Origin of the sequence: Streptomyces monomycini, from assembly GCF_022271435.1 — a bacterium.
In the GTDB taxonomy this organism is placed as follows: domain Bacteria; phylum Actinomycetota; class Actinomycetes; order Streptomycetales; family Streptomycetaceae; genus Streptomyces; species Streptomyces monomycini.
Map to the genome: position 1 here is coordinate 83,401 of NZ_JAFIQY010000002.1, position 25,834 is coordinate 109,234.

At 71.4% G+C, this 25,834-nt stretch carries 13 protein-coding genes and 2 pseudogenes; 7 read left to right on the forward strand and 8 right to left on the reverse strand.

Features of this window, described 5'->3' with window-relative positions; all coding sequences use genetic code 11:
• Window positions 1-22: 22 nt before the first annotated feature.
• The 4 genes and pseudogenes from JXZ78_RS03040 to JXZ78_RS03055 all read left to right on the forward strand — a co-directional run.
• Window positions 23-943: pseudogene (locus JXZ78_RS03040) on the forward strand (phosphotriesterase family protein); the annotation flags it as partial.
• A gap of 220 nt (window positions 944-1,163) precedes the next feature.
• Window positions 1,164-2,309, forward strand: coding sequence for an aminotransferase class V-fold PLP-dependent enzyme (locus JXZ78_RS03045; RefSeq protein ID WP_030018401.1), 1,146 nt, complete (start codon window positions 1,164-1,166; stop codon window positions 2,307-2,309).
• Between the two features lie 5 nt (window positions 2,310-2,314).
• Window positions 2,315-3,502, forward strand: a complete 1,188-nt coding sequence (locus JXZ78_RS03050; protein ID WP_030018400.1) for an alanine racemase — start codon at window positions 2,315-2,317, stop codon at window positions 3,500-3,502.
• Window positions 3,499-4,749: a phosphopentomutase gene (locus tag JXZ78_RS03055; RefSeq protein ID WP_030018399.1), complete on the forward strand. Its 1,251-nt coding sequence runs from the start codon at window positions 3,499-3,501 to the stop codon at window positions 4,747-4,749. The genes JXZ78_RS03050 and JXZ78_RS03055 overlap by 4 nt, the downstream gene beginning before the upstream one ends.
• Before the next feature lie 110 nt (window positions 4,750-4,859).
• Here the strand turns inward: JXZ78_RS03055 and ffh are convergent, their stop codons facing one another.
• From ffh to nsdA, 5 genes and pseudogenes are all read right to left on the reverse strand, one after another.
• Window positions 4,860-6,416: a signal recognition particle protein gene (gene ffh / locus JXZ78_RS03060; protein ID WP_030018398.1), complete on the reverse strand. Its 1,557-nt coding sequence runs from the start codon at window positions 6,414-6,416 to the stop codon at window positions 4,860-4,862.
• Window positions 6,417-6,743: 327 nt separating this feature from the next.
• A complete protein-coding gene (locus tag JXZ78_RS03065; RefSeq protein WP_208870110.1) occupies window positions 6,744-9,398 on the reverse strand; it encodes a [protein-PII] uridylyltransferase in 2,655 nt (884 codons plus the stop codon).
• Between the two features lie 332 nt (window positions 9,399-9,730).
• Complete coding sequence (locus JXZ78_RS03070) at window positions 9,731-10,069, reverse strand: P-II family nitrogen regulator (RefSeq protein ID WP_030018395.1); 339 nt, start codon at window positions 10,067-10,069, stop codon at window positions 9,731-9,733.
• 245 nt (window positions 10,070-10,314) lie between these two features.
• Window positions 10,315-11,637 (reverse strand): annotated as a pseudogene (locus JXZ78_RS03075) (ammonium transporter); the annotation flags it as partial.
• A gap of 650 nt (window positions 11,638-12,287) precedes the next feature.
• Entirely contained in the window at window positions 12,288-13,763 is a 1,476-nt protein-coding gene (gene nsdA, locus JXZ78_RS03080; RefSeq protein WP_030018393.1) for a transcriptional repressor NsdA, read from the reverse strand.
• Between the two features lie 1,206 nt (window positions 13,764-14,969).
• Here nsdA and JXZ78_RS03085 point away from each other — a divergent pair.
• Window positions 14,970-15,638, forward strand: coding sequence for a bifunctional DNA primase/polymerase (locus JXZ78_RS03085; RefSeq protein WP_030018392.1), 669 nt, complete (start codon window positions 14,970-14,972; stop codon window positions 15,636-15,638).
• Window positions 15,639-15,940: 302 nt separating this feature from the next.
• On the opposite strand, the gene ftsY is transcribed toward JXZ78_RS03085, so the two are convergent.
• Window positions 15,941-17,173, reverse strand: a complete 1,233-nt coding sequence (gene ftsY / locus JXZ78_RS03090; RefSeq protein WP_030018391.1) for a signal recognition particle-docking protein FtsY — start codon at window positions 17,171-17,173, stop codon at window positions 15,941-15,943.
• A gap of 492 nt (window positions 17,174-17,665) precedes the next feature.
• Here ftsY and JXZ78_RS03095 point away from each other — a divergent pair, with 492 nt between their 5' ends.
• The gene (locus tag JXZ78_RS03095; protein ID WP_030018390.1) at window positions 17,666-19,147 is read left to right on the forward strand and encodes a purine-cytosine permease family protein; all 1,482 of its coding nucleotides are present in this window, start codon (window positions 17,666-17,668) and stop codon (window positions 19,145-19,147) included.
• 92 nt (window positions 19,148-19,239) lie between these two features.
• The gene (locus JXZ78_RS03100) at window positions 19,240-20,229 is read left to right on the forward strand and encodes an LLM class flavin-dependent oxidoreductase (RefSeq protein WP_030018389.1); all 990 of its coding nucleotides are present in this window, start codon (window positions 19,240-19,242) and stop codon (window positions 20,227-20,229) included.
• A gap of 154 nt (window positions 20,230-20,383) precedes the next feature.
• Here the strand turns inward: JXZ78_RS03100 and JXZ78_RS03105 are convergent, their stop codons facing one another.
• Entirely contained in the window at window positions 20,384-21,802 is a 1,419-nt protein-coding gene (locus JXZ78_RS03105) for a sugar porter family MFS transporter (RefSeq protein WP_030018388.1), read from the reverse strand.
• 245 nt (window positions 21,803-22,047) lie between these two features.
• Window positions 22,048-25,599, reverse strand: coding sequence for a chromosome segregation protein SMC (gene smc / locus JXZ78_RS03110; RefSeq protein ID WP_238782642.1), 3,552 nt, complete (start codon window positions 25,597-25,599; stop codon window positions 22,048-22,050).
• Window positions 25,600-25,834 lie beyond the last annotated feature (235 nt).

Genomic DNA, 25,834 nt, shown 5'->3' on the forward strand with positions numbered 1-25,834 from the left:
GACGCCAGGAAGGCAGTGCGTGATGAATTCACTTGTGCGGACCGTCACCGGGCCGCTGCCCGTGAGCGCCGTGCAGGGTCCCGTGCTCCCCCACGAGCACCTGGCCCTCGATCTCACCCGGCCCACCGACCGCGCGGCATTCCTGGGGGCCCGGCACGCCGCAGCGGTGGCTCGTGAACTGGCCGATCTCAGGGAGCGGTTCGGACTGGCGCTCGTCATCGAGCTGACCTGCCGTGGCATGGGGCGGGACCTCGTGGCGCTGGCTCGCATCTCCCGGGCGTCGGGGGTGCCGGTGGTCGCGGGTACCGGCTGGTACCACGAGCGGTTCCATCCGGCTGAGGTGGGAAGCGCGTGCGTCCAGGAACTGGCCGACATCCTGGTCGAAGAGATCACGGGCGGCCTGGGCGGCGACGGCGTCCTTCCCGGCGTCATCGGAGAGGTCGGCAGCCATGGCCGTGCGCCGAGCGGTCCGGAGGTCCGTACGCTCACCGCGGCCGCCCGCGCCGCCGTCACGACCGGACTGTCGTTGGCGACCCACGCCCAGCTGGGGGTTGGAGGCCCTGCCCAGCTGGAGGTGCTGACCTCGGCCGGCCTGGCGCCGTACCGGATCAGCGTCGGGCATCAGGATCTGCTCGACGATCCCGTCGTCCATCGGGAGCTGGCGGCGGCGGGTGCGTACGTGGCCTTCGACACCATCGGCAAGGAGCACTACCAGAGCGATGCCACCCGGCTCCGGTCCCTGCTCGCGCTGCTGGAGGCCGGGTACGCCGATCGCGCGCTGCTCAGCTGTGACATCTCCCGGCACAGCTATCTGGCCGGTGCGGGCGGCCAGGGGTACGGACACCTGTTCCGGTCGTTCCTGCCGCGGTTGCGGGCCGCCGGGGCCGACGAGGAGTTGATCGATCTGCTGACCCGTCGCAATCCGCTGCGTTTCCTGACAGGCGGAGACGGAGGCAGGCACGGAGCCGCCGAGCCCGGGACGGCTGCCCGGCCGGCCGGGCAGCCGGTCGCCGTCCCGGACCCTGGCACTGGGGCGGCTTCTGGTAGCAGAGGGGCTCCCGTTACCGAGGTGACCACTGGTGCTGGAGCGGCTTCTGATCCATGGGCGGCTTCCCGACCGGCTCCCGGTACCGGAAGTGCCGGGCAGGGTGGGCGGTGTTGACATGAGTGTGCGGCTGCCCAGGACGTTTCCATTGCCGACGGTTTCGGTGGAGGACGCGGTGGTCAACCAGTTCCGTCTGGTGGAGTGCGTAGCCCGGCATTTCGAGGGCCGTCAGCTCTTCGAGGCGGACGCGGGGGTGGTGCCGGGGCTCGGCCGTCCGCGCGCCACCGCGCGGGTCGAGGCCGTCCTCGCGGACTTCTTCGGGGCTCCCGCCGCTGCGCTGGTGCAGGGTGCGGGGACAGGCGCCATCCGGGCCGCGCTCGGCGCCGTGGTCGGCGCGGGTGATCGCCTGCTGGTGCACCGTGCGCCGGTCTACCGCACCACCGGTGTCACCCTCCGCGGGCTGGGGGTGCGGACCGTCGAGGTGGACTTCGAGGACCGTGCCGCGCTCGACCGGGCCCTGACTTCCGGCCGGTTCCCGTGGGCTTTCGTTCAGCACACCCGGCAGCGGGTGGCGGACTCCCACGACCCCGGCACGGTGCTCGCCGCCTGCCGGGCCGCCGGTGTGCGCACCGTCGTGGACGACAACTACGCGGTCTTCCGCGTCCCGGCGTGCGGCGTGGAGCTGGGTGCCGATGCCTCCTGCTTCTCGTTGTTCAAGCTGCACGGCCCGGAGGGGGTGGGAGCGGTCGTCGGTGCGCGCGACGTGGTGGAGCGAGTGCACGACGACAACTACTCGGGCGGTGGCCAGGTGCAGGGGCATCAGGCACTCGATGCGTTGCGGGCGCTCAGCCACGTTCCAGTGATGTGGGCGGTGCAGTCGAGGACGGGTACGGAAGTCGCCGAGCGGCTGGCGGCCGGGGAAGTGCCCGGCGTCGCGGAGGTGCGGATCGCCAATGTCCAGGACCGTTGTGTGCTGCTGAGACTGGACCGGCCCGTGGCCCAGGCGGTGCCGGCGGTCGCGGCGCGTTACGGTGCCGCTTCGTACCCGGTCGGTGCCAACTCCCGGTACGAGATCGCTCCGCTGGTCTACCGGATGTCCGCCTCAACCCTGGAGGACGCACCGGAGCTCGCCGACTGGACGGTACGGGTCAATCCGATGCGGGCAGGCGCGGACCTGGTCATCGACATCCTCCGCCGTACGCTGCGCGACCTGGGGGCCGCCGACGCCGCGCCCGGCGTTCCCGTACGCGGGGAAGGGGGCTGACCACGATGTTCCTCGACACCGTCCTCGCACGTAATCCGCAGCTGGTCGACCACGCCGTCGAGCTGCACCGCACCGGAAGGGTCCAGCCGGACACCTACGTCATCGACCTGGACGCAGTCGAGGCCAATGCCGCGCTGCTGGCGACGGAGGCGAGACGGTGCGACCTCGGCCTCTGGCCCGTAGTCAAGCAGGTCGGCCGAAACCCCGAGCTGATCCGGGCCGTGGCCCGGCACCTGCCCCGCTTCGCCGCCATCGACGCGTCGGAGGCCCGCGCTCTGCGTGCGGCGGGTGCGCGGCCCGGGAATGTGGGCCATCTGGTGCAGATTCCACACCGCGCGCTGCCCGAGATTCTCGCCTGGCGGCCGGAGGCGGTGACCGTTTTCGATGTGGCCAACGCCCGAGCGGTCTCGGAGGCGGCCTTCCGGCTGGGCCGGGCGCAGGACATTCTCGTACGGATCGAGGGGGCGCCCGGACTGGTGCATCCGGGGCAGGAGGGCGGTGTACCGCTCGGCGGGCTGGCGGAGTTCGCGGCCGAGGTGGAGCAGTTGCCCGGGGTCCGCGTCGCCGGGGTCACCGGATTCCCTTGCGTCGAGTGTGTTCCCGGGTCCGGGCAGCCGCGTCCCACCGCCACCTTCGCACGCGTCCGAGAGGCCCGGGCGGTGCTGGCCGCACGCGGGCACACGGACCTGAAGCTGAGTGCTCCGGGCGTGACCTGCGCGGCCACCCTGCCGCTGCTCGCCGAGCTGGGTGCCACGCACGGCGAGCCCGGCCATGCCCTCACCGGCACCACACCACTGCACGCCGTCGACCGGGGCCAGCCGGAACGGCCCGCCTACGTCTACGTCACCGAGGTCGTGCATGTCCTCGCGGACGGCCGGCCCGCTCTGCACGGCGGCGGTTTCTACGCCAGGTCGGGGGTCGGAACGGCGCTGATTCCCCGTACCGGAGTCCGGCTCGCCGTCCAGCGGGCCCCGGCCGAGAACATCGACTACTACCGCTTGCTGGCTCCCGGTGACGCCCGGCCCGGCGACACCGCCGTCCTCGCGTTCCGTACCCAGGTCTTCGTCACCCGCAGCACGGTCGCCGTCGTCGCCGGCCTCGCCGCCGGCTCCCCGCGGCTGCTCGGCCGCCACGACGCGCTCGGCCGCCCGCTTCCGGAGGACGCGGACGGGAAAGGCGCGGGTGGGCCATGAGCAAGGTCGTCATCATCGTCATCGACGGCTTCGGCATCGGGGCGATGCCCGACGCCGACGCCCACCGCCCCGGCGACGCCACCGCCGACACGCTCGGCCATCTCCTCGACCGGCACCGCGCGGCCACCGGCCGGCGCCTTCCGCTGCCCACACTTGCAGCTCTCGGTCTCGGCCTCGCCCACCCGCACCCTGATCTACCGCGGGAGCCGTCCCTGCCGGTCGCCGCGGGCCGCGCGGCTCTCGGTTATCCGGGGGCCGACACGTACGCCGGGCATCAGACCATGATGGGTACCGACTGCAGCCGGGTGACGGTGGCCCGGCTCGCCGAGCATCTCGACGAGGTCGCTGCGGCCCTGCGGGCAGACGGGCACCGTGCGGACAGCCTCTGCGGGAGGCCCCTGCTGGTGGTGGACGGGCGAATCCTCGTCCACGACAACCTGGAGGCGGACCCGGGAGTCAACTGGAACGTCTCCGGCTGCTTGGCGGACGTCTCGTTCGCGGACGTTGTCCGCATCGCCCAGGTGGTGCGCTCGGTGGCGCCCGTCGCCCGGGTGATCGCCGTGGGCGGCCACACCGATGCTCCGTTGCACACCTTCGTACGGGAAGGCGCCCTCGGCACGGTCGGGCTGGACACCCCGGCAAGCGGCTTCTACCGGAACGGCGGGCTGGCGGTGCAGCACCTCGGCGGGCCGTTGGACCGGGCCCGCCGGCTGCCGGAGCTGGTGGCGGGCGCGGGTGTGCCCGTCACGCTCGTGGGCAAGGCCGCGGAGGTGCTGGCCTGCGAGGCGGCGGTGCGCCACCCTGCCGTGGGCACCACCGACGTCTTCGCACTCACTCGCGACGCCCTCCGCCGGGCCCCGGACACGGCGCTGATCGTCAGCAATGTCCAGGAGACCGATCTGGCGGGGCACCAGCAGGACGCCCCGCGGTACGCCTCCGTGCTTCGGCGAACGGATGCGGGGTTGAGCACGCTGCTGCCGCTGCTCTCCTCCCCCGGCGACCGTCTGATCGTCACCGGTGATCATGGCAACGACCCGGTGATCGGCCATGCCTGTCACACGCGGGAGTACGTCCCGGTGCTGATCCACCGCCCTGAAGCCACCCGGCCGGACCGGCTGCCGGTGGCCCGCACCTTGGCGGACGCGGGGGCCACGGCAGCCGTGGCGCTGGGGCTGGGTGCCGCCGCCCTCGGCAGCGGCACTCCCCTGCTGAGGGCGTCGGCCGGATCGGCGGGTGTACCGACATGACCACACGGACGAGCCCCCGGCCGGGGCTCCGACCAGGGGCTCGATCACACATCTACGCGCCGCGTACGGCTTCTGAGGCGGCATGCGCCGCCCGGAGGCCGGGGTGGGCGTCAGCCCATGAACTTCTTGAACTCGTCGGGAAGTTCAAAGTTCTTCGCGTCGTCGCCCTGCGGCAGACCCAGCGGGTTGCCGGACTGTGCGGCCTCGCGGCGGGCGGCAGCTGCCTCTTCCTCGGCCTTCCGCTTCATCGGGTTGCCGCTCTTGCGCTTGCCCTTGGCCTGCTTCTGCTGCTTCTTCTTCTTGGCGCCGCCACCCATGCCCGGCATCCCCGGCATGCCAGGCATGCCCGGCATACCGCCGCCCTGGGCCATCTTCGACATCATCTTGCGGGCGTCGAAGAACCGCTCGACCAGGTTCTTGACCGCACTGACATCGACACCGGAACCCTTGGCGATACGGGCACGGCGCGAGCCGTTGATGATCGTCGGCTCCTGGCGCTCGGCCGGCGTCATCGACTTGATGATCGCGGCCGTACGGTCGACCTCGCGCTCGTCGAGGTTGTTGATCTGCTCCTTCATCTGCCCCATACCGGGCAGCATCCCGAGGAGCTTGGAGATGGAGCCCATCTTGCGGACCTGCTCCATCTGGGCCAGGAAGTCGTCGAGCGTGAAGTCCTTGCCCTTGCTGCTCGCCAGCTTCGAGGCCATCTTCTCGGCCTCTTGCTGGCTGAAGGTCTGCTCGGCCTTCTCGATCAGCGTGAGCATGTCGCCCATGCCCAGGATGCGGGACGCCATGCGGTCCGGGTGGAACGCGTCGAAGTCGTCCAGCTTCTCGCCGTTGGAGGCGAACATGATCTGCTTGCCGGTGACGTGCGCGATGGAGAGCGCGGCACCACCGCGGGCGTCGCCGTCCAGCTTGGAGAGGACCACGCCGTCGAAGCCGACGCCGTCGCGGAACGCCTCGGCGGTGTTGACCGCGTCCTGGCCGATCATCGCGTCGACGACGAAGAGGACCTCGTCCGGCTTGACCGCGTCGCGGATGTCCGCGGCCTGCTGCATCAGCTCCTGGTCGATGCCGAGGCGGCCGGCGGTGTCGACGATGACCACGTCGTGCTGCTTGGAGCGGGCGAACTCGATCGAGTCCTGAGCGACCTTGACCGGGTCGCCGACACCGTTGCCCGGCTCCGGCGCGAAGATGGCGACGTCGGCGCGCTCGGCGACGACCGAGAGCTGGTTGACGGCGTTCGGGCGCTGCAGGTCACAGGCGACCAGCAGCGGCGCGTGGCCCTGCTGCTTGAGCCAGTTGCCGAGCTTTCCGGCGAGGGTCGTCTTACCGGCACCCTGGAGACCGGCCAGCATGATGACGGTCGGCGGGTTCTTGGCGAAGCGCAGCCGGCGGGTCTCGCCGCCGAGGATGCCGACGAGCTCCTCATTGACGATCTTGATGACCTGCTGGGCGGGGTTCAGCGCCTGGGAGACCTCGACGCCGGTCGCCCGCTCCTTGACCTGCTTGATGAAGGCCCGGACGACGGGCAGCGCGACATCGGCCTCCAGCAGGGCGATCCGGATCTCGCGCGCCGTGGCGTCGATGTCCGCCTCGCTCAAGCGGCCTTTGCCCCGGAGGTTTTTGAAAGTACTCGCCAAGCGGTCGGAAAGCGTATCGAACACGGCGGTCGTCGATCCTCGGGGTCGGGGGCAGGGTCAAGTCGGCTTCTAGGGTATCCGCACAGGCAAGCAACGTGTCCCTGCCCGCCGGGGAAGGGCTCCGGGGCATGGCCCCGTACGACTCCCGGCACGGTACGCAACCAGCGCAGGCGCCCCTCGCGCATCCCGCCCCCACCGTCTCACGGAGGCACGGCATCCGGGGAGCCCGTGCCGTCTACGGAGACGGTGCGGCCTGCTGAGGCGTTCCGGCCGGCGGGGGCGTCTCGGTCTGCGGAGGGGTTTTGGTCGACGGCGATGCCCTCCGTGCTGTTGATCAGGGGGCCGGTGCGGCTACTGCAAGGCGTGCTCCACCGCCCGTGCCACCTCGACGGCCGCCGCGTCCGCCAGGGGTTCTCCCTTCTCGTCCGTGACGTAGAACGCATCCACCGCGTTCGCTCCCAGCGTGCTCACATGGGCGCTGCGCACGGTGACCTGCGCGGTCTCCAGCGCGCGGCCGATCCGGTGCAGCAGTCCTTGGGCGTCCTGGGCCCGCACCTCGATCACGGTCGCCAGCTGCGAGGTCCCGGGGGCGACCGTCACCCGGGGCGGCGGGGCCTGCACCCCGCGCGAGCGACGTGCGTACGCCTGCTCACGCTCGGCCAGCCGGGCCGGCACGTCCAGCGAACCGTCCAGGGCCCGTACGAGGTCTGCCCGGAGCCGTACGGCCTGCGGGAGAGAGCCGTACTCGGCGGCCACCCGCCAGCGCAGCAGCAGCACCTGCCCCTCGCCGACGGGATCGACGCTGCGCAGGTCCGCGGCGCGGACGGTCAGGCGGTGCATGGCGAGGACACCCGCCGCCGCGGGCAGCACACCGGGCTGTTCCGGTACGGCCATCAGCAGTTCGACGCCCACCGGTTCTGGTTCCGGCTCCGGAGCTGCCTGGGCGCCCACACCCGCGGCGGGACCGGCAGGTGGATCCGTTTCGCCGTGGCCCTCCGCGCGGGTGTGCAGGGTGAGCACTGGCCCACCGGTACGCCACGCCTCGGCAGCCAGGCGTTCCTGCTCAGCGGTCGGCTCGTCCGCAGGGCGCCCTTGCGGTGCGGCTTCCCCCGCCAGCCGCGCCGTGACGCGTTTCACCAGGTCGGCGACGAGCGATCCGCGCCACGCGCTCCAGGCCGCGGGGCCGGTCGCCAGGGCGTCGGCCTCGGTGAGGGCGTGCAGCAGTTCCAGCGTCCCGACACTGCCCACCGTGTCCGCGACCGCCTCGATCGTCGCCGGATCGCTCAGGTCCCGGCGGGTGGCCGTCTCGATGAGCAGCAGATGGTGCCGTACGAGCGTGGCGATCACCGTCACGTCCCGGGCGTCGAAACCGATCCTGGCCGCCATGTCCCGGGCGATGGTCTCGCCGGCGACGGAGTGGTCACCTGGCCAGCCCTTGCCGATGTCGTGCAGCAGAGCCGCGACCAGCAGCAGGTCGGGGCGGTGCACACGGCGGGTGAGCGCCGCGGCGCGGACGGCCGTCTCGATCAGGTGCCGGTCGACGGTCCAGCGGTGCACGGCGTTGCGCTGCGGACGACAGCGCACCCGCTCCCAGTCGGGCAGCAGCCAGGTGACGATCCCTTCCGCCTCCAGCGCCTCCCATACGGGTACGGTCTGTGCGCCCGCGCCCAGCAGCGTGACCAGCTGTTCCCGGGCCTCGGCCGGCCACGGCACGGGCAGGGGCCGAGTGGCGGTGCCCGTCCGCAGCCGGCGCACGGCGTGCAGGGACAGCGGCAGTCCGGCCTGCGTGGCGGCGGCAGCGGCACGCAGGGGAAGCACCGGGTCGCGGTCCGGCCGCGCCGTCCGCGCCAAGACGACTTCACCGTCCAGTTCGACCACGCCCTCGGCGAGCGGAGACCGCTCTCCCCGCCCCGATCCACCGCCGACCGTACGGCCCCGCAGCAGCCCTCGAAGTACAGGGCGTACGGAACGGGACCGCAGCACCCGCCCGACTTCACGCCAGGTGACGTCGCTCGCGTACGAGATGGTGCGCGCGGATTCGTAGACCTGCCGCAGCAGTACGTCCGCGTCCAGTACACCAAGTGCTTCGGCCACCTGGTCCTGCTCCTGCAGAGAAAGCCGGTCGGTGGTGCGGCCGGTCGTCAGGTGCAGTGCATCGCGTACGTCCAGCAGGCGGGTACGGGCTGCCTCCAGCCCCTCGCGCGGTGCGTCGGCCAGCCAGGAGGCGGCGACCGCCCGCAGCGCGGTGGCGTCCCGCAGCCCACCCCTGGCCTCCTTCAGATCGGGCTCCAGGAGGTACTGCAACTCGCCCTGGCGCGCGGCACCTTCGCGGCTGATCTCGTGCAGTTCCGGCAGGCGTTTGGGGGCCTGCTCGCGCCAGTCGGCCAGTGCGGTGCCGCGCAGGGCGCCGGTCAGTTCCGGGTCGCCGGCCAGGTGGCGGGCGTCCAGCAGGCCGAGCTGGACCTTGAGGTCGTCGCGAGCGGCTTTGCGTGCCTCGGCGGGTGTCCGTACCGAGTGGTCCAGGGCGAGGCCCAGGTCCCAGACCGGGTACCAGAGCCGGTCGGCGAGCTCGGCGACCGTGCGGGCGCCGGCCTTGCCGTCATGGAGCAGGAGCAGGTCCAGGTCGCTGCGGGGGGAGAGTTCACCGCGGCCGTAACCGCCGACGGCGACCAGCGCGATGCCGGAGCCGGTGTGACCGGTCGCGCGTTCGAACAGACCGGCCAGCCAGTCGTCGGTGAGCCGGGCGAGGGCAGCCCTGCGTGCCGATCCTTCCTGGCCCGTGTCCTGCAGAAGCCGCAGTCGGTCCGGGGCGTAGCTGCCTTCGCCCTCTTCGGCAGCGGAGGCCGGGGGCGATTGCTGCGGGCCGTCCGGTGCTTCCGTAAAGGCGGTGGGCGCGTCCGCTGCCCGGCTCGTGGCGGCCCTCGCCCCGGCCCCGCCGGCACCGGCCGCACCGGCCGCACCGGCACCGGCGTCGCGCTCGTCGCCGTCCTCCGCCGTCTTCCGCATGCTCTCGGTCAACGCAGGCGCTCCTTGGTCATGTCGGCCCTCAGGTACTTGATCTCGAAGGGCTCCGCCCTCGCGCTTCTCCACCGGTGGCGAGGACGGCTTTGCACGAACGGGTGCACGAACAGGGACGAGAGCGGAGGCACGGACAGGGACGAGAACGGGGACAGGGGCAGGAACCGGAGCAGGCGCGGTAGGTGGGGCCGACAGTCAGTGTCCGGAGCCGACGGCCAGGACGTCCCGGTCCGGCCCGTTCCGCACCCGCGGCCCCGCACCCGCACCCGCGCCCGCACCCGCACCCGCACCCGCACCCGCACCCGCACCCGCACCCGCACCTACAACGCGTCCGGTCCCCGTTCGCCCGTGCGGACGCGGACCGCCTCCTCGACCGGGAGGCTCCAGACCTTGCCGTCGCCGATCTTGCCGGTGCGGGCTGCCTTCACCACGATGTCGATCAGTTCGTCGGCGTCCGCGTCGTCCACGAGGACCTCGATCCGGACCTTCGGCACCAGGTCGACGGTGTACTCCGCGCCCCGGTACACCTCCGTGTGTCCACGCTGCCTGCCGTATCCGCTGGCCTCGGTGACGGTCAGGCCGTGTACGCCGAACGACTGCAGAGCCTCTTTCACCTCGTCGAGCCGGTACGGCTTGATCACTGCCGTGATGAGCTTCACGCGTCCACCCTCTTCTCGCTACCGGAAGCCGGGGCCGGGCCCTGGCCCTTCCCCTCGCCCGCACCCTGTTCCTTGTCGGTGGCCTGGGCCTCTTCTGCCCTGTTTGCCCTGTCTCCCGTATCCGTGCCTCGGCCCGTGGCCCGGCTCGCGCCTCGGGCCTTCCCGTGGGCCTCCCCTTGGCCCTTCCCCTGTCCCTTTCCCCGGGACGGGGACGGGCCGCCGCCGAGGGCCGGTCCGGAGGCTGAGGCTGCCCCCGCGCCGGCTCCCGCTCCCGCGCGGGCCACCACGCCGCCGCCCGTACCGCCGAAGTCGTACGCCGTCTCCGCGTGCGCGGCCTGGTCGACGCCCGCGACCTCCTCGTCCTCGGAGACCCGGAAGCCCATCAGGACGTCAATGATCTTGGCGAGAAGGAAGGAGATCACCAAGGAGTACAGGAGCACCGAGACGACACCGACGGCCTGCTTTCCCAGTTGGTCGAGGCCGCCTCCGTAGAAGAGGCCCTTGGCGTCGCTCTGTACGCCGCCGGTGGCGAACAGGCCGACCAGCAGGGATCCGGCGATGCCGCCGACGAGGTGGACACCGACCACGTCGAGGGAGTCGTCGTACCCGAACCGGTACTTCAGGCCGACCGCCATCGCGCACAGCACTCCGGCGATGACGCCCACCCCGATCGCACCCAGCGGGCTGACCGCGCCGCACGCCGGAGTGATCGCGACCAGCCCTGCCACGGCGCCGGAGGCCGCGCCCAGGGTGGTGAAGGAGCCGTGCCGGATCTTCTCGTACCCGAGCCAGCCGAGCATCGCGGCGGCCGTGGCGACCTGGGTGTTGACGAAGGCGACGGCACCCACGCCGTCGTCGTTGTTCAGCCAGGAGCCCGCGTTGAAACCGAACCAGCCGAACCACAGCAGTCCCGCGCCGAGCATCACCAGCGGCAGGTTGTGCGGCCGCATCGGGTCCTTCTTGAAGCCGATGCGGCGGCCGACGACGAAGATCACGCCGAGGGCCGCGGCGCCCGCGTTGATATGGACGGCCGTACCGCCCGCGAAGTCGATGACCCCCAGGTCGAAGAGCCAGCCGCCCTCGGCCCACACCCAGTGCGCGACGGGGAAGTAGACGACGGTGGCCCACAGGGCGATGAACAGCGCCCACGCCGTGAACTTCACCCGGTCCGCGAGAGCACCGCTGATCAGCGCGGGGGTGATCACCGCGAACATCAGCTGGAAGGCCGCGAAGACGTAGACCGGGATGGAGGTGGTGCCCCACAGCTCGGTCAGGCCGATGCCGCTGAGCCCGGCGAAGTCGCCGGGCCTGCCGAGGAAGCCGCCGCTGTCCTGGCCGAAGGCGATCCCGAAGCCGTACAGCACCCACAGGACGGTGACGATCCCCAGGCTGATGAAGCTCATCATCAGCATGTTGAGCACGCTCTTGACCCGGACCATGCCCCCGTAGAAGAAGGCGAGGGCGGGGGTCATGAGCATCACCAGGGCGGTGCAGATCAGCATGAAACCGGTGTTGGCCGGACTCAGGGTGGCCTCGTCTGCCGCGAGCGTCATGATGCCTGGGGGCATCGGCGTCTCCTGTCGTCGATGCGGCCCGTGCGGGCGTGGTTCCGGGTGGGCCGACTTTCGCCACGAGGTTGTCGCAGCACCGTTTCGGCCATGACCCGTCGGTGTTTCCCCACGGTGACGAAGCCCTCGTCAGTGTTACGCCCCCATGAACTCCGAGATCGGCCCGCCACGCCCGGTACCGCCCGTAACCCACCGAAACGACCACGCCCGCACCGCGCCCACGGCTCCGTACCCACAGCGTTCCCAGGCGCCACTCACAGCGCCCCTGGGCGCCATGCCCACGACGCGCTGCCCACACCGTTCCCACGCGCCACACCCGCACCACGCCCACAGTGCTCCCCGTCCCCCGTATCCCCCGTACCCCCGTCCGCTCGACGCCCCGGCCCCGCAACGCCCTGGCCCCCGCTACACGCCGCCCCCGCAAAGCCGACCGCGGCTGTCACCCGTTTGACCTGGCGTGGGGGAGCCGAGTCGAGCTGTACGGGGTGACGGGCCGCGGCCGGGGTCTGTGGCTGTGCCGTCGAAGGGTGCGGTCGGGAAGCCTGGGCGAAGAGTGCGGGTGAAGAGTGCGGGTGAAGAGTGTCGGTGAAGAGTGCGGTTGAGCAGTGCAGGTGGAGAGTGCGGGCGGAAGGTGCGGTTCAGGAGTGTGGTCAGACGGCCTCCGCGCCGGTTTCCGGCAGTTGCTGGGCCAGTTCGTCGCTGAGCTGGATCACTTCGGCCACGCTCTCGAAGTTCCGTGCCGCGGTGTCCACGGTCTTGCGCAGCCGGGTGTTGACCCGCTCCGAGCGGACCTTCTTCGCCAGCGGTATGGCCTGCTGCGCCAGGACGGCGCACTGCTCCGGCTCCTTCTGGAGCAGATGCACCGTCGCCATCCCGATCAGGTTGAGCGCATACGAACGCTGGTGCTCCTTGTCCTGCGAGAAGAGCTCGACCGCCCGCTGCATCACCGGGTTGGCGAGGGAGGCGTAGGTCGGGCTGCGCCCGGCCACGTAGGCGAGGTCGCGGTAGGAATGGGCGTTCTCCGCGTTCAGCTCGGCCTCCGAGAAGAAGCGGATCCAGTCCGGCTCGGAGTCCCCGGGCGTCGCGTCGCCGAAGGTGTCCTCGGCCATCCGCACGGCGCGTTTGACCTTGCTCGGCTGGCCCATGCTCGCGTACGCCCGTGCCTCCATCGCATACAACATCGCCTGCGTACGGGGTGTGGCCGATTCACGGCTGCCGTACTGCGCGAGGTGGATGAGTTCCAGTGCGTCGTCCGGGCGGTCCAGGTGGATCATCTGGCGGCTCATGCTGGAGAGGATGTACGAGCCCAGCGGGCGGTCGCCGGCCTCCTTGGAGGCGTGCAGGGCGAGCACGAAGTACTTCTGCGCGGTGGGTTGCAGTCCGATGTCGTAGCTCATCCACCCGGCCAGCTCGGCCAGTTCGGCGGCGACCTTGAAGAGCCGCTTGGAGACCTCTTCGCTCTGCGGTTCCTGCAGCAGGTCGGTGACCTCGTGGAGCTGGCCGACCACTGCCTTGCGGCGCAGTCCGCCGCCGCACTGGGCGTCCCACTGGCGGAACATCACGGTCGTCGACTCCAGCAGGTCCAGTTCCGGGCTGGACAGCCGGTTGGAGCGCCGGGAACGTTCCTGGGACGCCTGTTGCGCGGCGGACACCTGGCCCGGCGAGACCGGCACCAGCCAGCGCTGCATCGGCTCGATGAGGGCGGGCCCGGCGGCCAGTGCCAGGGAGGTGCCCAGGAAGCCGCGGCGCGCCAGCATCAGGTCGCTGCGGGAGAACTCGCTGATCAGTGAGACGGTCTGGGGGCCGGCCCAGGGCAGGTCGACGCCGGAGACGGACGGGGACTGGTGCGCCGAGCGCAGGCCGAGGTCCTCGATGCCGACCACACACCCGAACCGCTCTGAGAACAGTTCGGAGAGGATGCGCGGGATGGGCTCGCGCGGCTGCTCGCCGTCGAGCCAGCGCCGTACCCGCGAGGTGTCGGTGCTGATGTGGTGCGCGCCCATCTGGCGTGCGCGCCGGTTGACCTGTCGTGCCAGCTCGCCTTTCGACCAGCCGCTGCGCATGAACCATGAGCCCAACGGTTCGTTGGGGCGCTTGTCAGCGCCGGTGCCGCCACTGCCGCCCACTGGAACGCCCCCATTCCGATTGCTGCCTTGCTTCACTGCGCCGCGCCATCGCTTCGCATCGCCGCTCTTCGCCGCTTCCGAGTTTCTTTTCCATACGTCCGCTAATACGGTCCGGACCGCTCCGGCGCCTCATTGCGCCGGAGCGGTGTTCTGGCCGCGGCCGCCGTGCCGGTGATCCGGTGCGGGCGGTACGTGGAGAGTGCCGCACCGCCGGTGCCCGGCCGCGCTGTGGCCGCTACGGCCGGTTGCCGCCGGGGCGTCCACGTCGTGGTGTTGCTGTCGTTCCGGTGATGCTGTCGTTCCGGTGATGCAGGCGTCTCGGTACCGCGGTCGTTCCGGTACCGCAGTCGTTCCAGTACCGCAGTCGTTCGGTTGTGCTGTCGCTCCAGTGCTGCCGCTCGTCCTACGGTTGCCCGCCGGTCCCGGAGTTCTGGTTGTCCCGGAGTTCTGGCTCGTCCCGGAGGGCTGGTTGTCCCGGAGGCCTGGTCGGCCCGCGGGATCGCCGGCCCTACGGGTTGCGCCAGTACGCCCGTTTCCGCTGGTGTTCCGGTCTCGGCACTTCGCGTCGCTTCGCGTTACTTCCCGTTCTGCCGCTTCTCTGCCGCGTCCGCCATATCCGCTGCGTCCACCGCGTCCGCCACGTCACTGCTTTCGTCGCCGTCGCGCCTCGGTACCGCGCCACCGCGCGTTTTGCGCACCGGGCCGCCGCACCGCTCCGCACGGCCGTCCTGCCGCTGTGCGTCGCGGCCGCGCCCTGCGAACCTCCCACAGGATGTCGTCGAACCTCCCACAGGATGCCGTCTGTTACGGCGACCGGTACGGGGTGGACCTACCCGACCACGGAATCCAGCCAACCCGATTCGGAAGGGTTCACCCGCCGGTGCGTTGCCTCCGGCATACCCACGCCTACGGCGTCCCGCCCCAGGTCGTGCACTGAAAGTAATCCTACGATCACGCCCCCGGCGAGGGCGATCCGCTAAACGCCACCATTCGCCACCCCTTTGAATGAACTCCCCGACCGGTCCTCGCGATTGACTTGACACAGGTCGAGAGGAGACGGACGGAAAGGAGTGCGCGCAGGCGCGCGTCGCATGCCGCACCACCCACCGCACCACAACGCGCCACGGACACCGACCTCTCCTGACGGAGCGTCACAACTGAGTTCCGACACGTAACCACTGGCACGCACCACCCGTTGGAGGAGGCATGGGCTTCACGATCGGCGGCATCCGCGACATCCGGTCCGGCTCACGGCGTCGCGCCCGCTCGACCGAGATCACGGCGGTGGCGGAGTACACGGGACTGTGGGGCTGGGACGTGGTGCCCGGCGCCCGCGCGGTCCGCGGCGGGAACGGACGTACGGTCTGCTCGTGCGGTGCGGACGACTGCGCCTCCCCCGGCGCGCACCCGCTGGCCCACGCGGACGGACTGGCGGCCGGCGCGACACTGGAGGAGGCCGCCTACGCCTGGGCGAGGACGCCCGGCGCGGCCGTTCTGATCCCGGTGGGCCGGACCTTCGACGTCCTCGAAGTGCCGGAAGGGGCGGGGCGCAGCGCGCTGGTACGGCTGGAACGGATGGGCCTGCCGCTCGGTCCGGTGGCCGCCACGCCGACGGGCCGCGCCCTGTTCTTCGTGGCGCCCGGCGCCGCCGCCGGGCTGCCCGGCCTGCTCTACCGGATGGGCTGGGACGACGCCGCCCTCGACCTGTGTCCGCGCGGCCCCGGCGACCATGTCACGGCCCCGCCGTCCGACCTCGGCGGACTCGGCCCGATGCGGTGGCTGCGACCGCCCACCCTGGACACGGCCGGTCGGCCGCCGCAGGCCCGGCTGCTGCTGGGCACCCTCGCGTACGTGTGCCACCGCTCGGCCGCGTGACGTAGGCACCGTAGGCACGTAGGCACGAACGGAACCGCGCCACACCCGCACCCCGACGCGACCCGCCACACCTCCACCGCACCACCACGCCGCACCCGCCACGCCCCGACGCACCTCACCGCACCCGCCCCCGCCCGCACCCCAATGCACCTCACCGCCCCCACCCCGCCACACCCCAACTCGCTCCCCTCCCCCTCACACCTCCCCCCACCACACACCTCCCCCCACCAAAAAGCCCCGCAGCGCATCATCCGCTGCGGGGCTCTTCGAACCGGCTGTGCCCATAAGGCCATAGGTGCGCCCTAGTCGCCGATCAGGGCGTCCACGAATGCCTCCGGCTCGAACGGCGCCAGGTCGTCCGCGCCCTCGCCGAGGCCGACGAGCTTGACCGGCACGCCCAGCTCACGCTGGACCGCGACGATGATGCCGCCCTTGGCCGTGCCGTCCAGCTTGGTCAGCACGACACCGGTGATGTCCACGACCTCCGCGAACACGCGGGCCTGCACCAGGCCGTTCTGGCCGGTGGTGGCGTCCAGGACGAGGAGCACCTCGCCGACCGGGCCGTGCTTCTCCACGACCCGCTTGACCTTGCCCAGCTCGTCCATCAGGCCGGTCTTGGTGTGCAGCCGGCCGGCGGTGTCGACGAGGACCACGTCGGCGCCCTCGGCGATACCTTCCTTCACCGCGTCGAAGGCGATCGAGGCCGGGTCGCCGCCCTCCGGACCGCGGACCGTACGGGCGCCGACCCGCTCGCCCCAGGTCTGGAGCTGGTCGGCGGCGGCGGCGCGGAAGGTGTCGGCGGCGCCGAGGACGACCGACTTGCCGTCGGCGACCAGGACACGGGCCAGCTTGCCGGTGGTGGTGGTCTTGCCGGTGCCGTTGACGCCGACGACCATGACGACACCGGGGATCTCCTGGCCGTCCTTGCCCACGGCGTTGTCGGTGGCGACCGCGCGGTCCTGGTCCGTACCGATCAGCTTGAGCAGTTCTTCGCGCAGCAGCACGCGCAGCTCCTCGGGGGTACGGGTGCCGAGCACCTTCACGCGCTCGCGCAGCCGCTCGACCAGCTCCTGCGTGGGCGCGACGCCCACGTCGGCGGTGAGCAGCGTGTCCTCGATCTCCTCCCAGGTGTCCTCGTCGAGGTGTTCGCGGGAGAGCAGCGTCAGCAGACCCTTGCCCAGCGAGTTCTGGGAGCGGGAGAGCCGGGCGCGCAGCCGCACGAGCCGGCCGGCGGTCGGCTCCGGGACCTCGACCTCGGGGGCGGCGGGGGCCGCCGGCTCTTCGACGGGCGCCTCGACGGGCGCCTCGGCCGGCGGCAGGACGACTTCTTCTATGGTGCGACGGGTTTCGTCGCGGGGGGTCTCGGCGTCCTCGCCCACCTGCGGTTCCGCAGGGGGCGCGGTGACGGACGGAGTGGTCGGCGGGGCCGGCGGCAGCTGCTTCTTCCTGCGGCTGCTGATGACGAGCCCGCTGGTCGCGCCGAGTACGACCACGGCGATGACAGCGATGACTACAACGAGGGTGACGATGTCCATAACCCACCCAGTATCGGTCACACCCCGCCGTGCGGGCCCGCACACGCCGAACCTGGACGTCGACTGTCCGGGTTCACCCCGCCGTGGGTCCGGTCACGGACCGGTGGAGGAAATGTCCGGACATCGCGTAGCACCGCAGGAGATGCGATCCACCGGCTCATGCAGGCCGCCCGACACCCCCCGGACTACCTCACACCGGCGTCCCCGCGCCACGCGCGCCGCCCGGATCCGACGCGCCGGACGGCCGCCGAAAGCGCCGGCCCCGGCCGCCGAACACACGGCCTGACCTGCACCTGAGCCGACCGCGCGGGATGCCCCGACGAATGCGGGGACCACGGGTGGTCGTCGTTGGACACAACAAGGCGTATGAACCGAAGTTGGATCAAAGTACGATAGCTCTCGGCTGCGCAACGCGCGTAGAGTCCTGGCAACCCCCTCCCCTTCGCCAGGCATCACAGCCGCTGCCTGAACCCGCACGGAGACACCTGCACCATGGGCACCACGTCCACGGACACCAAGTCCGCTCCTGAAACCGAAGGCGCCGTCGAGCAACGAGGCATCGAGCCCGTCCCCGACCACGAACGCCACGGCCGCGTCCGCGAACTCTTCCCGACCTGGGTCGCCGCCAACATCAGCGTGCTGCTGCTCACCATGGGTGCCTCCCTGGTGATCACCAACGGGCTGAACTTCTGGCAGGTCCTGATCGTGGCCGCCATCGCCTCCGTCATCTCCTTCGGCATGGTCGGCGTGCTGTCGGTCTCCGGCAAGTGGGGCGGCGCCCCCGGCGCGATGCTCTCCCGCGCCGCCTTCGGCGTGCGGGGCAACTACTTCCCGGGCGCGATCCTGTGGGTGGCCCGCTTCGGCTGGGAGACGATCAACGCGGTCAGCGGCGCGTACGCCGTGCTGACGGTCCTGAAGCTGCTGTTCGGCATCGAGGCCAACAACGTCCTCACCGTGATCACGCTGCTGCTCTTCGTCGCGACGACGTTCCTGGTCAGCGGCATGGGCCGGAAGGCCCTCAACGTCTGCAACAAGTACTCGACGTACCTGTTCAGCGTCTTCAGCGTCATGGTGCTGGTCTATCTGATCGCCGAGATGCCGTGGGGGAAGATCTTCTCCCAGTCGGCGGGCAGCACCGCGCTGATGATCGCCGGTATCGGCACCATCGCGGCGGGCGGCATCAGCTGGGTGCCCACCGGTCCGGACTTCGCGCGCTACCTGCCGCACTCCGCCTCCGGCAAGAAGATCGTCGGCACCACCGTCTCCGGCGCGGCCCTGGTGATGGTCCCGATGGTGCTGATGGGCGGCATCATGGCCGTCTCCAAGCCCGACCTGGCCAACCAGAACACCGACCCGATGTCCTTCCTCGGCGAGGTCCTGCCGACCTGGCTGGCGATCCCCTACCTGATCACCGCGCTGGTCGGGATGCTGCTGATCAACAGCCTGTCGATGTACTCGGCCGGTTTCACCGCGCAGACCATGGGCGTCAAGCTGCCCCGCGCCATGGCCGTGAGCATCAACGCGATCATCAGCCTGGTCGGCGGCGCGTTCATGATGCTGGTGGCCAAGGACTTCATCGGCCAGTTCATCACCTTCCTGACGCTGCTCGCGGTGTCCTTCTCCGCCTGGATCGGGGTGTACGCCGTCGACATGGCGCGCCGCCGGAACATGGCGGTCCGCTACGACGGCGACAGCCTGATGAACGTCAGCCGCACCAGCCGCTACTGGTACGCGGGCGGCTTCTGCTGGCAGGCGCTGACGGCCTGGGCCGCGGCGCTGGTGGTGGGCCTGTGCCTGACCAAGGTCACCTGGTTCACCGGGCCGCTGGCGGACACCTGGCCGGGGCAGCACGGTCTGGGCTGGGCGGCCACGATCGTGATCGCCGCGGTGGTCTTCGCGGTGCTGCCGAAGCCGAAGGAGACGGTGCCCGCGGGCGCCGCCGCCCCGGCCGAGGAGCCGGCGCCGGTCGGCTGATTCGGCGCCCGCACCCTTCTCACCTGATGTGACGTCAGCTAGCGTCCCCTTCGCCATCCGGGCCCACCGCCTCGGTGAAGGGGACGTTCGTCATGCCCGCAACGGTCCTGCGCCTCAACCTCGCCGACCCCTCCCCCACCCCCGCCGCGCTCGGCACGCGCTACCGGGCGGCCGTGGAGATGGCCGCCTTCGCCGACGACCGGGGCCTGACCACGGTCCAGACCGAGGAGCACCACGCCACGGACAACGGCTGGATGCCCGCGCCGCTGGCGTTCGCCGGCAGCGTCCTGGGCGCCACCCGGCGGATCACCGTCACCGTCTCCGCGCTGATCACGCCGCTGTACGATCCGCTGCGGCTGGCCGAGGAGATCGCCGTACTGGATCTCTTGAGCGGCGGCCGGCTGGTCACCGTGGCAGGCCTCGGCTACCGGCCCGAGGAGTACGCGGCGCACGGCCGGGACTGGCACTGGCGGGGCAAGCTCCAGGACGAGGTGCTGGAGACGCTGCTCGCCGCCTGGAAGGGTGAACCGTTCCGCTACCGGGGCCGCACCGTGCGGGTCACCCCGCGCCCGTACACCCAGCCGCATCCGCTCCTGCTCGTCGGCGGGAGTTCCCGGGCCGCCGCGCGCCGGGCCGCGCGGCTGGGGCTGCCCTTCTTCCCCAGCGCGCGTCTGCCCGAGCTGGAGGCGTACTACCACGCGCGGCGCGCCGAGTACGGGACCGAGGGCTGGGTGCTGCAACCCGACGCCCATACGAGTCTGCTGCACGTGTCCGAGGATCCGGACCGGTCCTGGGCCGAGTACGGCGGGTATCTGCTGCATGAGGCGCGTACGTACGCCTCGTGGCAGGCCCCCGGCGCGGAGTCGGCCGTGCGGTCCGCCGCCGACGACGTGGCGGCGCTGCGGCGGGAGGGGGTCTACCGGATCGTGACACCCGAGGAGTGTGTGCGGCTGGCCGGGGAGGCGGGGCCGGCGGGGTCGCTGATCCTGCATCCGCTGTGCGGCGGGATGCCGGTGGACGAAGGCTGGCGTTCCGTACACCTGTTCGCGGAGCGCGTGGTTCCGCACCTGAAGGGGAGCTGAGGCGCCGGCCCGCTTCCTTGCTTCAACGGAAAACCATTCGCGAGGAAAAGAAGTGCCCGCAAGCCCGGGTCCGCAATAAAGGAGCTGCCCCGGTCCGACGGACGGACCGGGGCAGCTGCCCACAACTGAGGAGAAGGGCTGGCGGGGGGGGTTGTTAGCCCATCTCCTCCAACGCCTTGCCCTTGGTCTCCTTCACGAATTTCAGCACGAAGGGGATCGAGAGCAGAGCGAAGATCATGTAGATCACGTACGTACCCGAAAGATTCCAGTCGGAAAGGCTCGGGAAGCTGGCAGTGATGGCCCAGTTGGCGATCCACTGCGCACACGCCGCGACACCGAGCGCAGCGGCGCGGATCTTGTTCGGGAACATCTCACCGAGGAAGACCCAGACCACGACGCCCCAGGACAGGGCGAAGAAGAGCACGAAGGCGTGGGCCGCGACCAGGGCGACCGTGCCCTGGGCGGTCGGCAGCGTGCCGTCCGCGGTCTTCGAGGCGAAGGCCCAGGCCTCCAGCGCGAGGGCGACGGCCATACCGGCGGAGCCGATCAGCGCCAGCGGACGGCGGCCGATCCGGTCCACGAAGACCATCGCGATCACGGTGCCGAGGATGTTGATGATCGAAGTGGTGAAGCTGTAGAAGAACGAGCTGCTCGGGTCGATGCCGACGGACTGCCACAGCGTCGAGGAGTAGTAGAACGCCACGTTGATGCCGACGAGCTGCTGGAAGACCGACAGGCCGATGCCGATCCACACGATCGGCAGGAAGCCGAACCTGCCGCCCAGCAGGTCCTTGAAGCTGGACTTGTGCTCCCGGCGCATCGCCTCCTTGATCTCCGAGACGCGGGTGTCCAGGTCGATGCCCTGGCCCTCGACCTCGGCCAGCACCTCCTTGGCCTTGTCGGTCTTGCCGACGGAGATCAGGAAGCGGGGCGACTCGGGGATCGCGAAGGAGAGCAGCCCGTAGAGCACGGCCGGTACGACCATCACGCCGAGCATCCACTGCCAGGCCTCCAGGCCCGCCACCTTGCCGCGCTGGTCACCGCCGGCGAGGTTGAGGATGCCCCAGTTCACCAGCTGCGAGATCGCGATGCCGATGACGATCGCGGCCTGCTGGAAGGAGCCCAGGCGCCCCCGGTACGCGGGCGGCGCGACCTCGGCGATGTAGGCCGGGCCGATGACCGACGCCATACCGATCGCGATACCGCCCAGGACGCGCCACATGGCCAGGTCCCACAGGGCGAACGGCAGCGCCGAGCCGACCGCGCTGACCGTGAAGAGCGCCGCGGCGATCTGCATGACGCGGATCCGGCCGATGCGGTCGGCGATCCGGCCGGCCGTGGCGGCGCCGATGGCGCAGCCGATCAGCGCGATGGCGATCACCTGGGCGAGCCCCGCGGAGCCCACTTCGTAGCGGCCGCGGATCGCCTCGACGGCGCCGTTGATCACGGAGCTGTCGTAGCCGAAGAGGAAGCCGCCCATCGCGGCAGCCGCGGTGATGAAGATGACGTGGCCGAGGTGGTCCGGCTGGGCCTTGCGGCCTTCCGGAGTCGTCGGCGGCGCGGTGCTGGTCAACGTGTACTCCAGTGCCCGGCTGCGCTGCCGGGCGTAGGGGGCTGGCCCTTCCAGTGGCGCATAGGTTGGGGGTACCCACCACTTGAAGGTAAAAGCAACGTTGCAGACCCTATGCCTTCAAGTTTCGAAGTCAATAGGTCGTGATGAATTTGTTTCGGCAGAGCTTCGCGGTCTTTGCGTTCAAGTTATGAACCATGCGGGTGTCGCAGAACACATGTATGCCACACCGGGTACCCCGCGCGCGGTCACCGAAGCCGCTGGCTGATCACCTTCGAGACGCCGTCGCCCTGCATCGACACCCCGTACAGCGCGTCGGCGACCTCCATCGTCCGCTTCTGGTGCGTGATCACGATCAGCTGGGAGCTCTCCTGCAGCTCCTCCATGATCCCGATCAGCCGCTGCAGGTTGGTGTCGTCCAGCGCCGCCTCGACCTCGTCCATCACGTAGAACGGGCTGGGGCGCGCCTTGAAGATCGAGACCAGCAGCGCCACCGCGGTCAGTGAACGCTCGCCTCCGGACAGCAGCGACAGCCGCTTGACCTTCTTGCCCGGCGGCCGGGCCTCCACGTCCAGGCCCGTGGTCAGCATGTGGTCCGGGTCGGTCAGCACCAGCCGCCCCTCGCCGCCCGGGAAGAGCCGCGCGAAGACGCCCTCGAACTCCCTGGCGGTGTCGTGGAAGGCCTCGGTGAAGACCTGCTCCACCCGCTCGTCGACCTCCTTGACCACCCGCAGCAGGTCGGTCCGGGTCTTCTTCAAGTCTTCAAGCTGCTCGCTGAGGAACTGGTGCCGCTCCTCCAGCGCGGCGAACTCCTCCAGCGCCAGCGGGTTCACCTTCCCGAGCTGCTGATACGCCCGCTCGGCGGCCTTGAGCCGCTGCTCCTGCTCGGCCCGTACGTAGGCCACCGGCCGGTTGCGCGGGTGCTCCGGGTCGGCCGGCAGCTCCTCGCCCTGCGCGGCCGGGGACGGCGGTACGGGCTGGTCGGGGCCGTACTCGGCCGCCAGCGCGGCGGGCTCGACGCCCAGCTCCTCCAGCGCCTTGGCCTCCAGCTGCTCGATCCGCATCCGCTTCTCGGCGCCCAGCACCTCGCCGCGGTGCACCGAGTCCGTCAGCTTGTCCAGCTCGCCCTTCAGCTCCCGGCTCGCGTTGCGCTCGGCGACCAGCGCCTGCTCGCGCTCCTGCTTGGCCAGCTCCGCCGTCAGCCGCTCCTCCTCGGCGCGTACGACCGAGACCTCGACGTGGGCCAGCAGCTGCCGCGCCCCGGAGGCCACCGCGGACGCCACCGCCGCCTCGTGGCGGGCCCGGGCGCGCCGCTGCTCGGCACGGGTCCGCGCCTCGCGTTCGGCCCGCGCCGCGCGGTCCAGACCGTCGGCCCGGCCCGCGAGGGCCTTGACCCGCTCCTCGTGCGTACGGGCCTGGAGGCGGGCCTCCATCTCCGTCTGCCGCGCGTTGGCGCCGTCCGCGGCCAGCCGGTCCCGTACGGAGGTGTCCGGCTCCTCGTCGCCGGGCTCCTCCTCGGCCACGGCCAGCCGCGCGGCCAGTTCCTCGGCCTCTTCGGTCGCCCGTTCGAGTGCTTCTTCCGCCTTCGCGGCGGCCGCGGCCGAGCGCTCCGCCTCGTCGGCGGCGCCGCGCGCCTGGCCGCCGAGACGGCCCAGGTCACCCGCGACACGGGACTTCTCGCGGTCGGCGGCGCTCCGGCGCTCCCCCGCTTCCTCGGCCAGCCGCGCGCACGCGTCCCGCCGCTCCCGCGCCGCCTCGTGAGCGGCGGTCAGCTCCGCACAGCGTCCGCGCAGTTCGGTGGCCTCGGCCGCGGCTTCGTCGACGGAGGCCTGTACTTCCAGCAGGCTCGGCGCGCCGGCCGACCCGCCCTGCGCGAAGTACGCTCCGAGCACGTCGCCTTCGGCGGTCACCGCCGTCAGCTCCGGCCGGGACGCCACCAGTTCCTCGGCGTCCTCCAGTGAGCCGACGACCACGACATCGCGCAGCAGCCACCGTACGGAGCGCAGCAAGTCGTCCGGCCCGCTGACCAGTTCGGCCGCGAGCGGCAGGCCGCCGGAATCCACGTCCCGGCTCGTCTCCGGCCCCGCGCCCAGCACCATCGCGGCCCGTCCCGCGTCCTCCTTGCGCAGGAGGCGAATCGCTTCGGCAGCCGTGGAAGGGCCGGCCACCGCCACGGCGTCCGCCGCCGCGCCGAGTGCCGCCGCCACCGGCACCTCGTGGCCCGGCGCGACGGTCAGCAGTTCGGCGGCCGGGCCGAGCAGGCCGGTCAGCCGGTCGGCCGCGCCGAGCAGAGCGCCGGTCCCGTCCTTGCGGCGCAGCCCGAGGGCCAGCGCCTCGTGCCGGGCGGAGACCGCAGCGCGCTGCCGCTCGACGGCCGTGAGCGCGTCGCGCGCGGCGCTCAGCGCGGCCTCCGCGTCGGCCAGGTCCTGCTTCGCGGCCTCGTGCTGCCGCGCCAGGTCGGCGTCGTCCGCGTCCAGCCCGTCCACCTCGGCCTTGAGCGTCTCGTACTGCTCCTGGGCGTGGGCCGCGCGCTGCCGCGCCTCGTCCCTGGCCGCGGCCAGCCGACCGATCTCGGCCTGCGCCGAAGCCGCCCGGCCGCGCGCGGCGGTGACCTGCCCGTGCAGCCTGGCCAGCCCCTCCCGCCGGTCGGCCAGGGCGCGCGCGGCGTCCCGCAGCCGCCGCTCCTCGCCCGCCAACTGGCGCTCCAGAGCGGACCGGTGCTCAACGGTGTCCTCCAGCGCCCGGCTCGCCGCTTCCAGCGCGGCTTCCAGCTCGGCCTCCTGCTCGCGGACCCGGGCGGCCTCCCGTTCCAGGTCCTCCGGGTCGCGGCCGCGCCGCTCCTCCGGCGGGGCGGCCGTCGCGCTCTTGACGCGCGCGTCGGCCAGCGAGATCGTGCCGCGCACCCGCTCGGCGAGCTGCGACAACTCGTAGTACGTCTGCTGGGCCCGCTGGAGGCGTGGCGTCAGCGTCCGTACCTCTTCCTCCAGGGCGGCCTCGCGCCGTGTCGCCTCCTTGAGCCGCTGCTCGGCGGTCTCCTTGCGCTGCTTGAGCGCCGCCTCGTCCGCGATCTCCGCGCGCAGCGCCTCGCGCAGCGCCACGAGGTCGTCGGCGAGCAGCCGCAGCCGGGCGTCGCGCAGGTCGGCCTGGATGACGGCGGCCCGGCGGGCGACGGCGGCCTGCCGGCCCAGCGGCTTGAGCTGCCGCCGCAGCTCGTCGGTGAGGTCCTGGACGCGCGCCAGGTTCGCCTTCATCGCCTCCAGCTTCCGCAGCGCCTTCTCCTTGCGCTTGCGGTGCTTGAGGACGCCGGCCGCCTCCTCGATGAAGGCGCGGCGCCCCATGGGGTCGGCGTGCAGGACGGAATCGAGCTGGCCCTGGCCGACGATGACGTGCATCTCCCGGCCGATGCCGGAGTCGGAGAGCAGCTCCTGAATGTCCAGGAGGCGGCAGGTGTCCCCGTTGAGCTGGTACTCGCTGCCGCCGTTGCGGAACATCGTCCGCGTGATGGTGACCTCGGCGTAGTCGATGGGCAGGGCGCCGTCGGCGTTGTCGATGGTCAGCGAGACCTCGGCGCGGCCCAGCGGCGGCCGGCCGGTCGTCCCGGCGAAGATCACGTCTTCCATCTTGCCGCCGCGCAGGGATTTGGCGCCCTGCTCGCCCATGACCCAGGAGAGGGCGTCGACGACATTGGACTTGCCCGAGCCGTTGGGGCCCACGACACAGGTGATGCCGGGTTCGAATCGCAGTGTCGTGGCGGAGGCGAAGGATTTGAATCCTCGCAGTGTCAGGCTCTTGAGATGCACGCCGTTGGACTCTACCGTTCGGCCCCCGCGGGAAGCCGCCCCGGCACGGGGGCTCCGGCGCGGCCGCCCGGATGCGGGGCGCGGGGCCGTCCCCCGGGCGTCCGCGCTCCTCGTGGCGGTGTGATTTCGGTTTCGTTGCTGAAGGTGCAGGGCACATCAGACGGTGAGGGCCGACCGGGAGCCGAAGAGAAAAGCGACGGAAAACGACGAAGGGACGCCGAAGCGTCCCTTGAAG

Excerpts from the sequence above, each read along its gene's own strand:
- JXZ78_RS03045 (WP_030018401.1), top strand. The coding sequence starts at position 1,164 with ATGAGTGTGCGGCTGCCCAGGACGTTTCCATTGCCGACGGTTTCGGTG.
- JXZ78_RS03095 (WP_030018390.1), top strand. The coding sequence starts at position 17,666 with ATGGGCACCACGTCCACGGACACCAAGTCCGCTCCTGAAACCGAAGGC.
- JXZ78_RS03055 (WP_030018399.1), top strand. The coding sequence starts at position 3,499 with ATGAGCAAGGTCGTCATCATCGTCATCGACGGCTTCGGCATCGGGGCG.
- JXZ78_RS03050 (WP_030018400.1), top strand. The coding sequence starts at position 2,315 with ATGTTCCTCGACACCGTCCTCGCACGTAATCCGCAGCTGGTCGACCAC.
- JXZ78_RS03085 (WP_030018392.1), top strand. The coding sequence starts at position 14,970 with ATGGGCTTCACGATCGGCGGCATCCGCGACATCCGGTCCGGCTCACGG.
- JXZ78_RS03100 (WP_030018389.1), top strand. The coding sequence starts at position 19,240 with ATGCCCGCAACGGTCCTGCGCCTCAACCTCGCCGACCCCTCCCCCACC.
- JXZ78_RS03065 (WP_208870110.1), bottom strand. The coding sequence starts at position 9,398 with ATGCGGAAGACGGCGGAGGACGGCGACGAGCGCGACGCCGGTGCCGGT.
- ftsY (WP_030018391.1), bottom strand. The coding sequence starts at position 17,173 with ATGGACATCGTCACCCTCGTTGTAGTCATCGCTGTCATCGCCGTGGTC.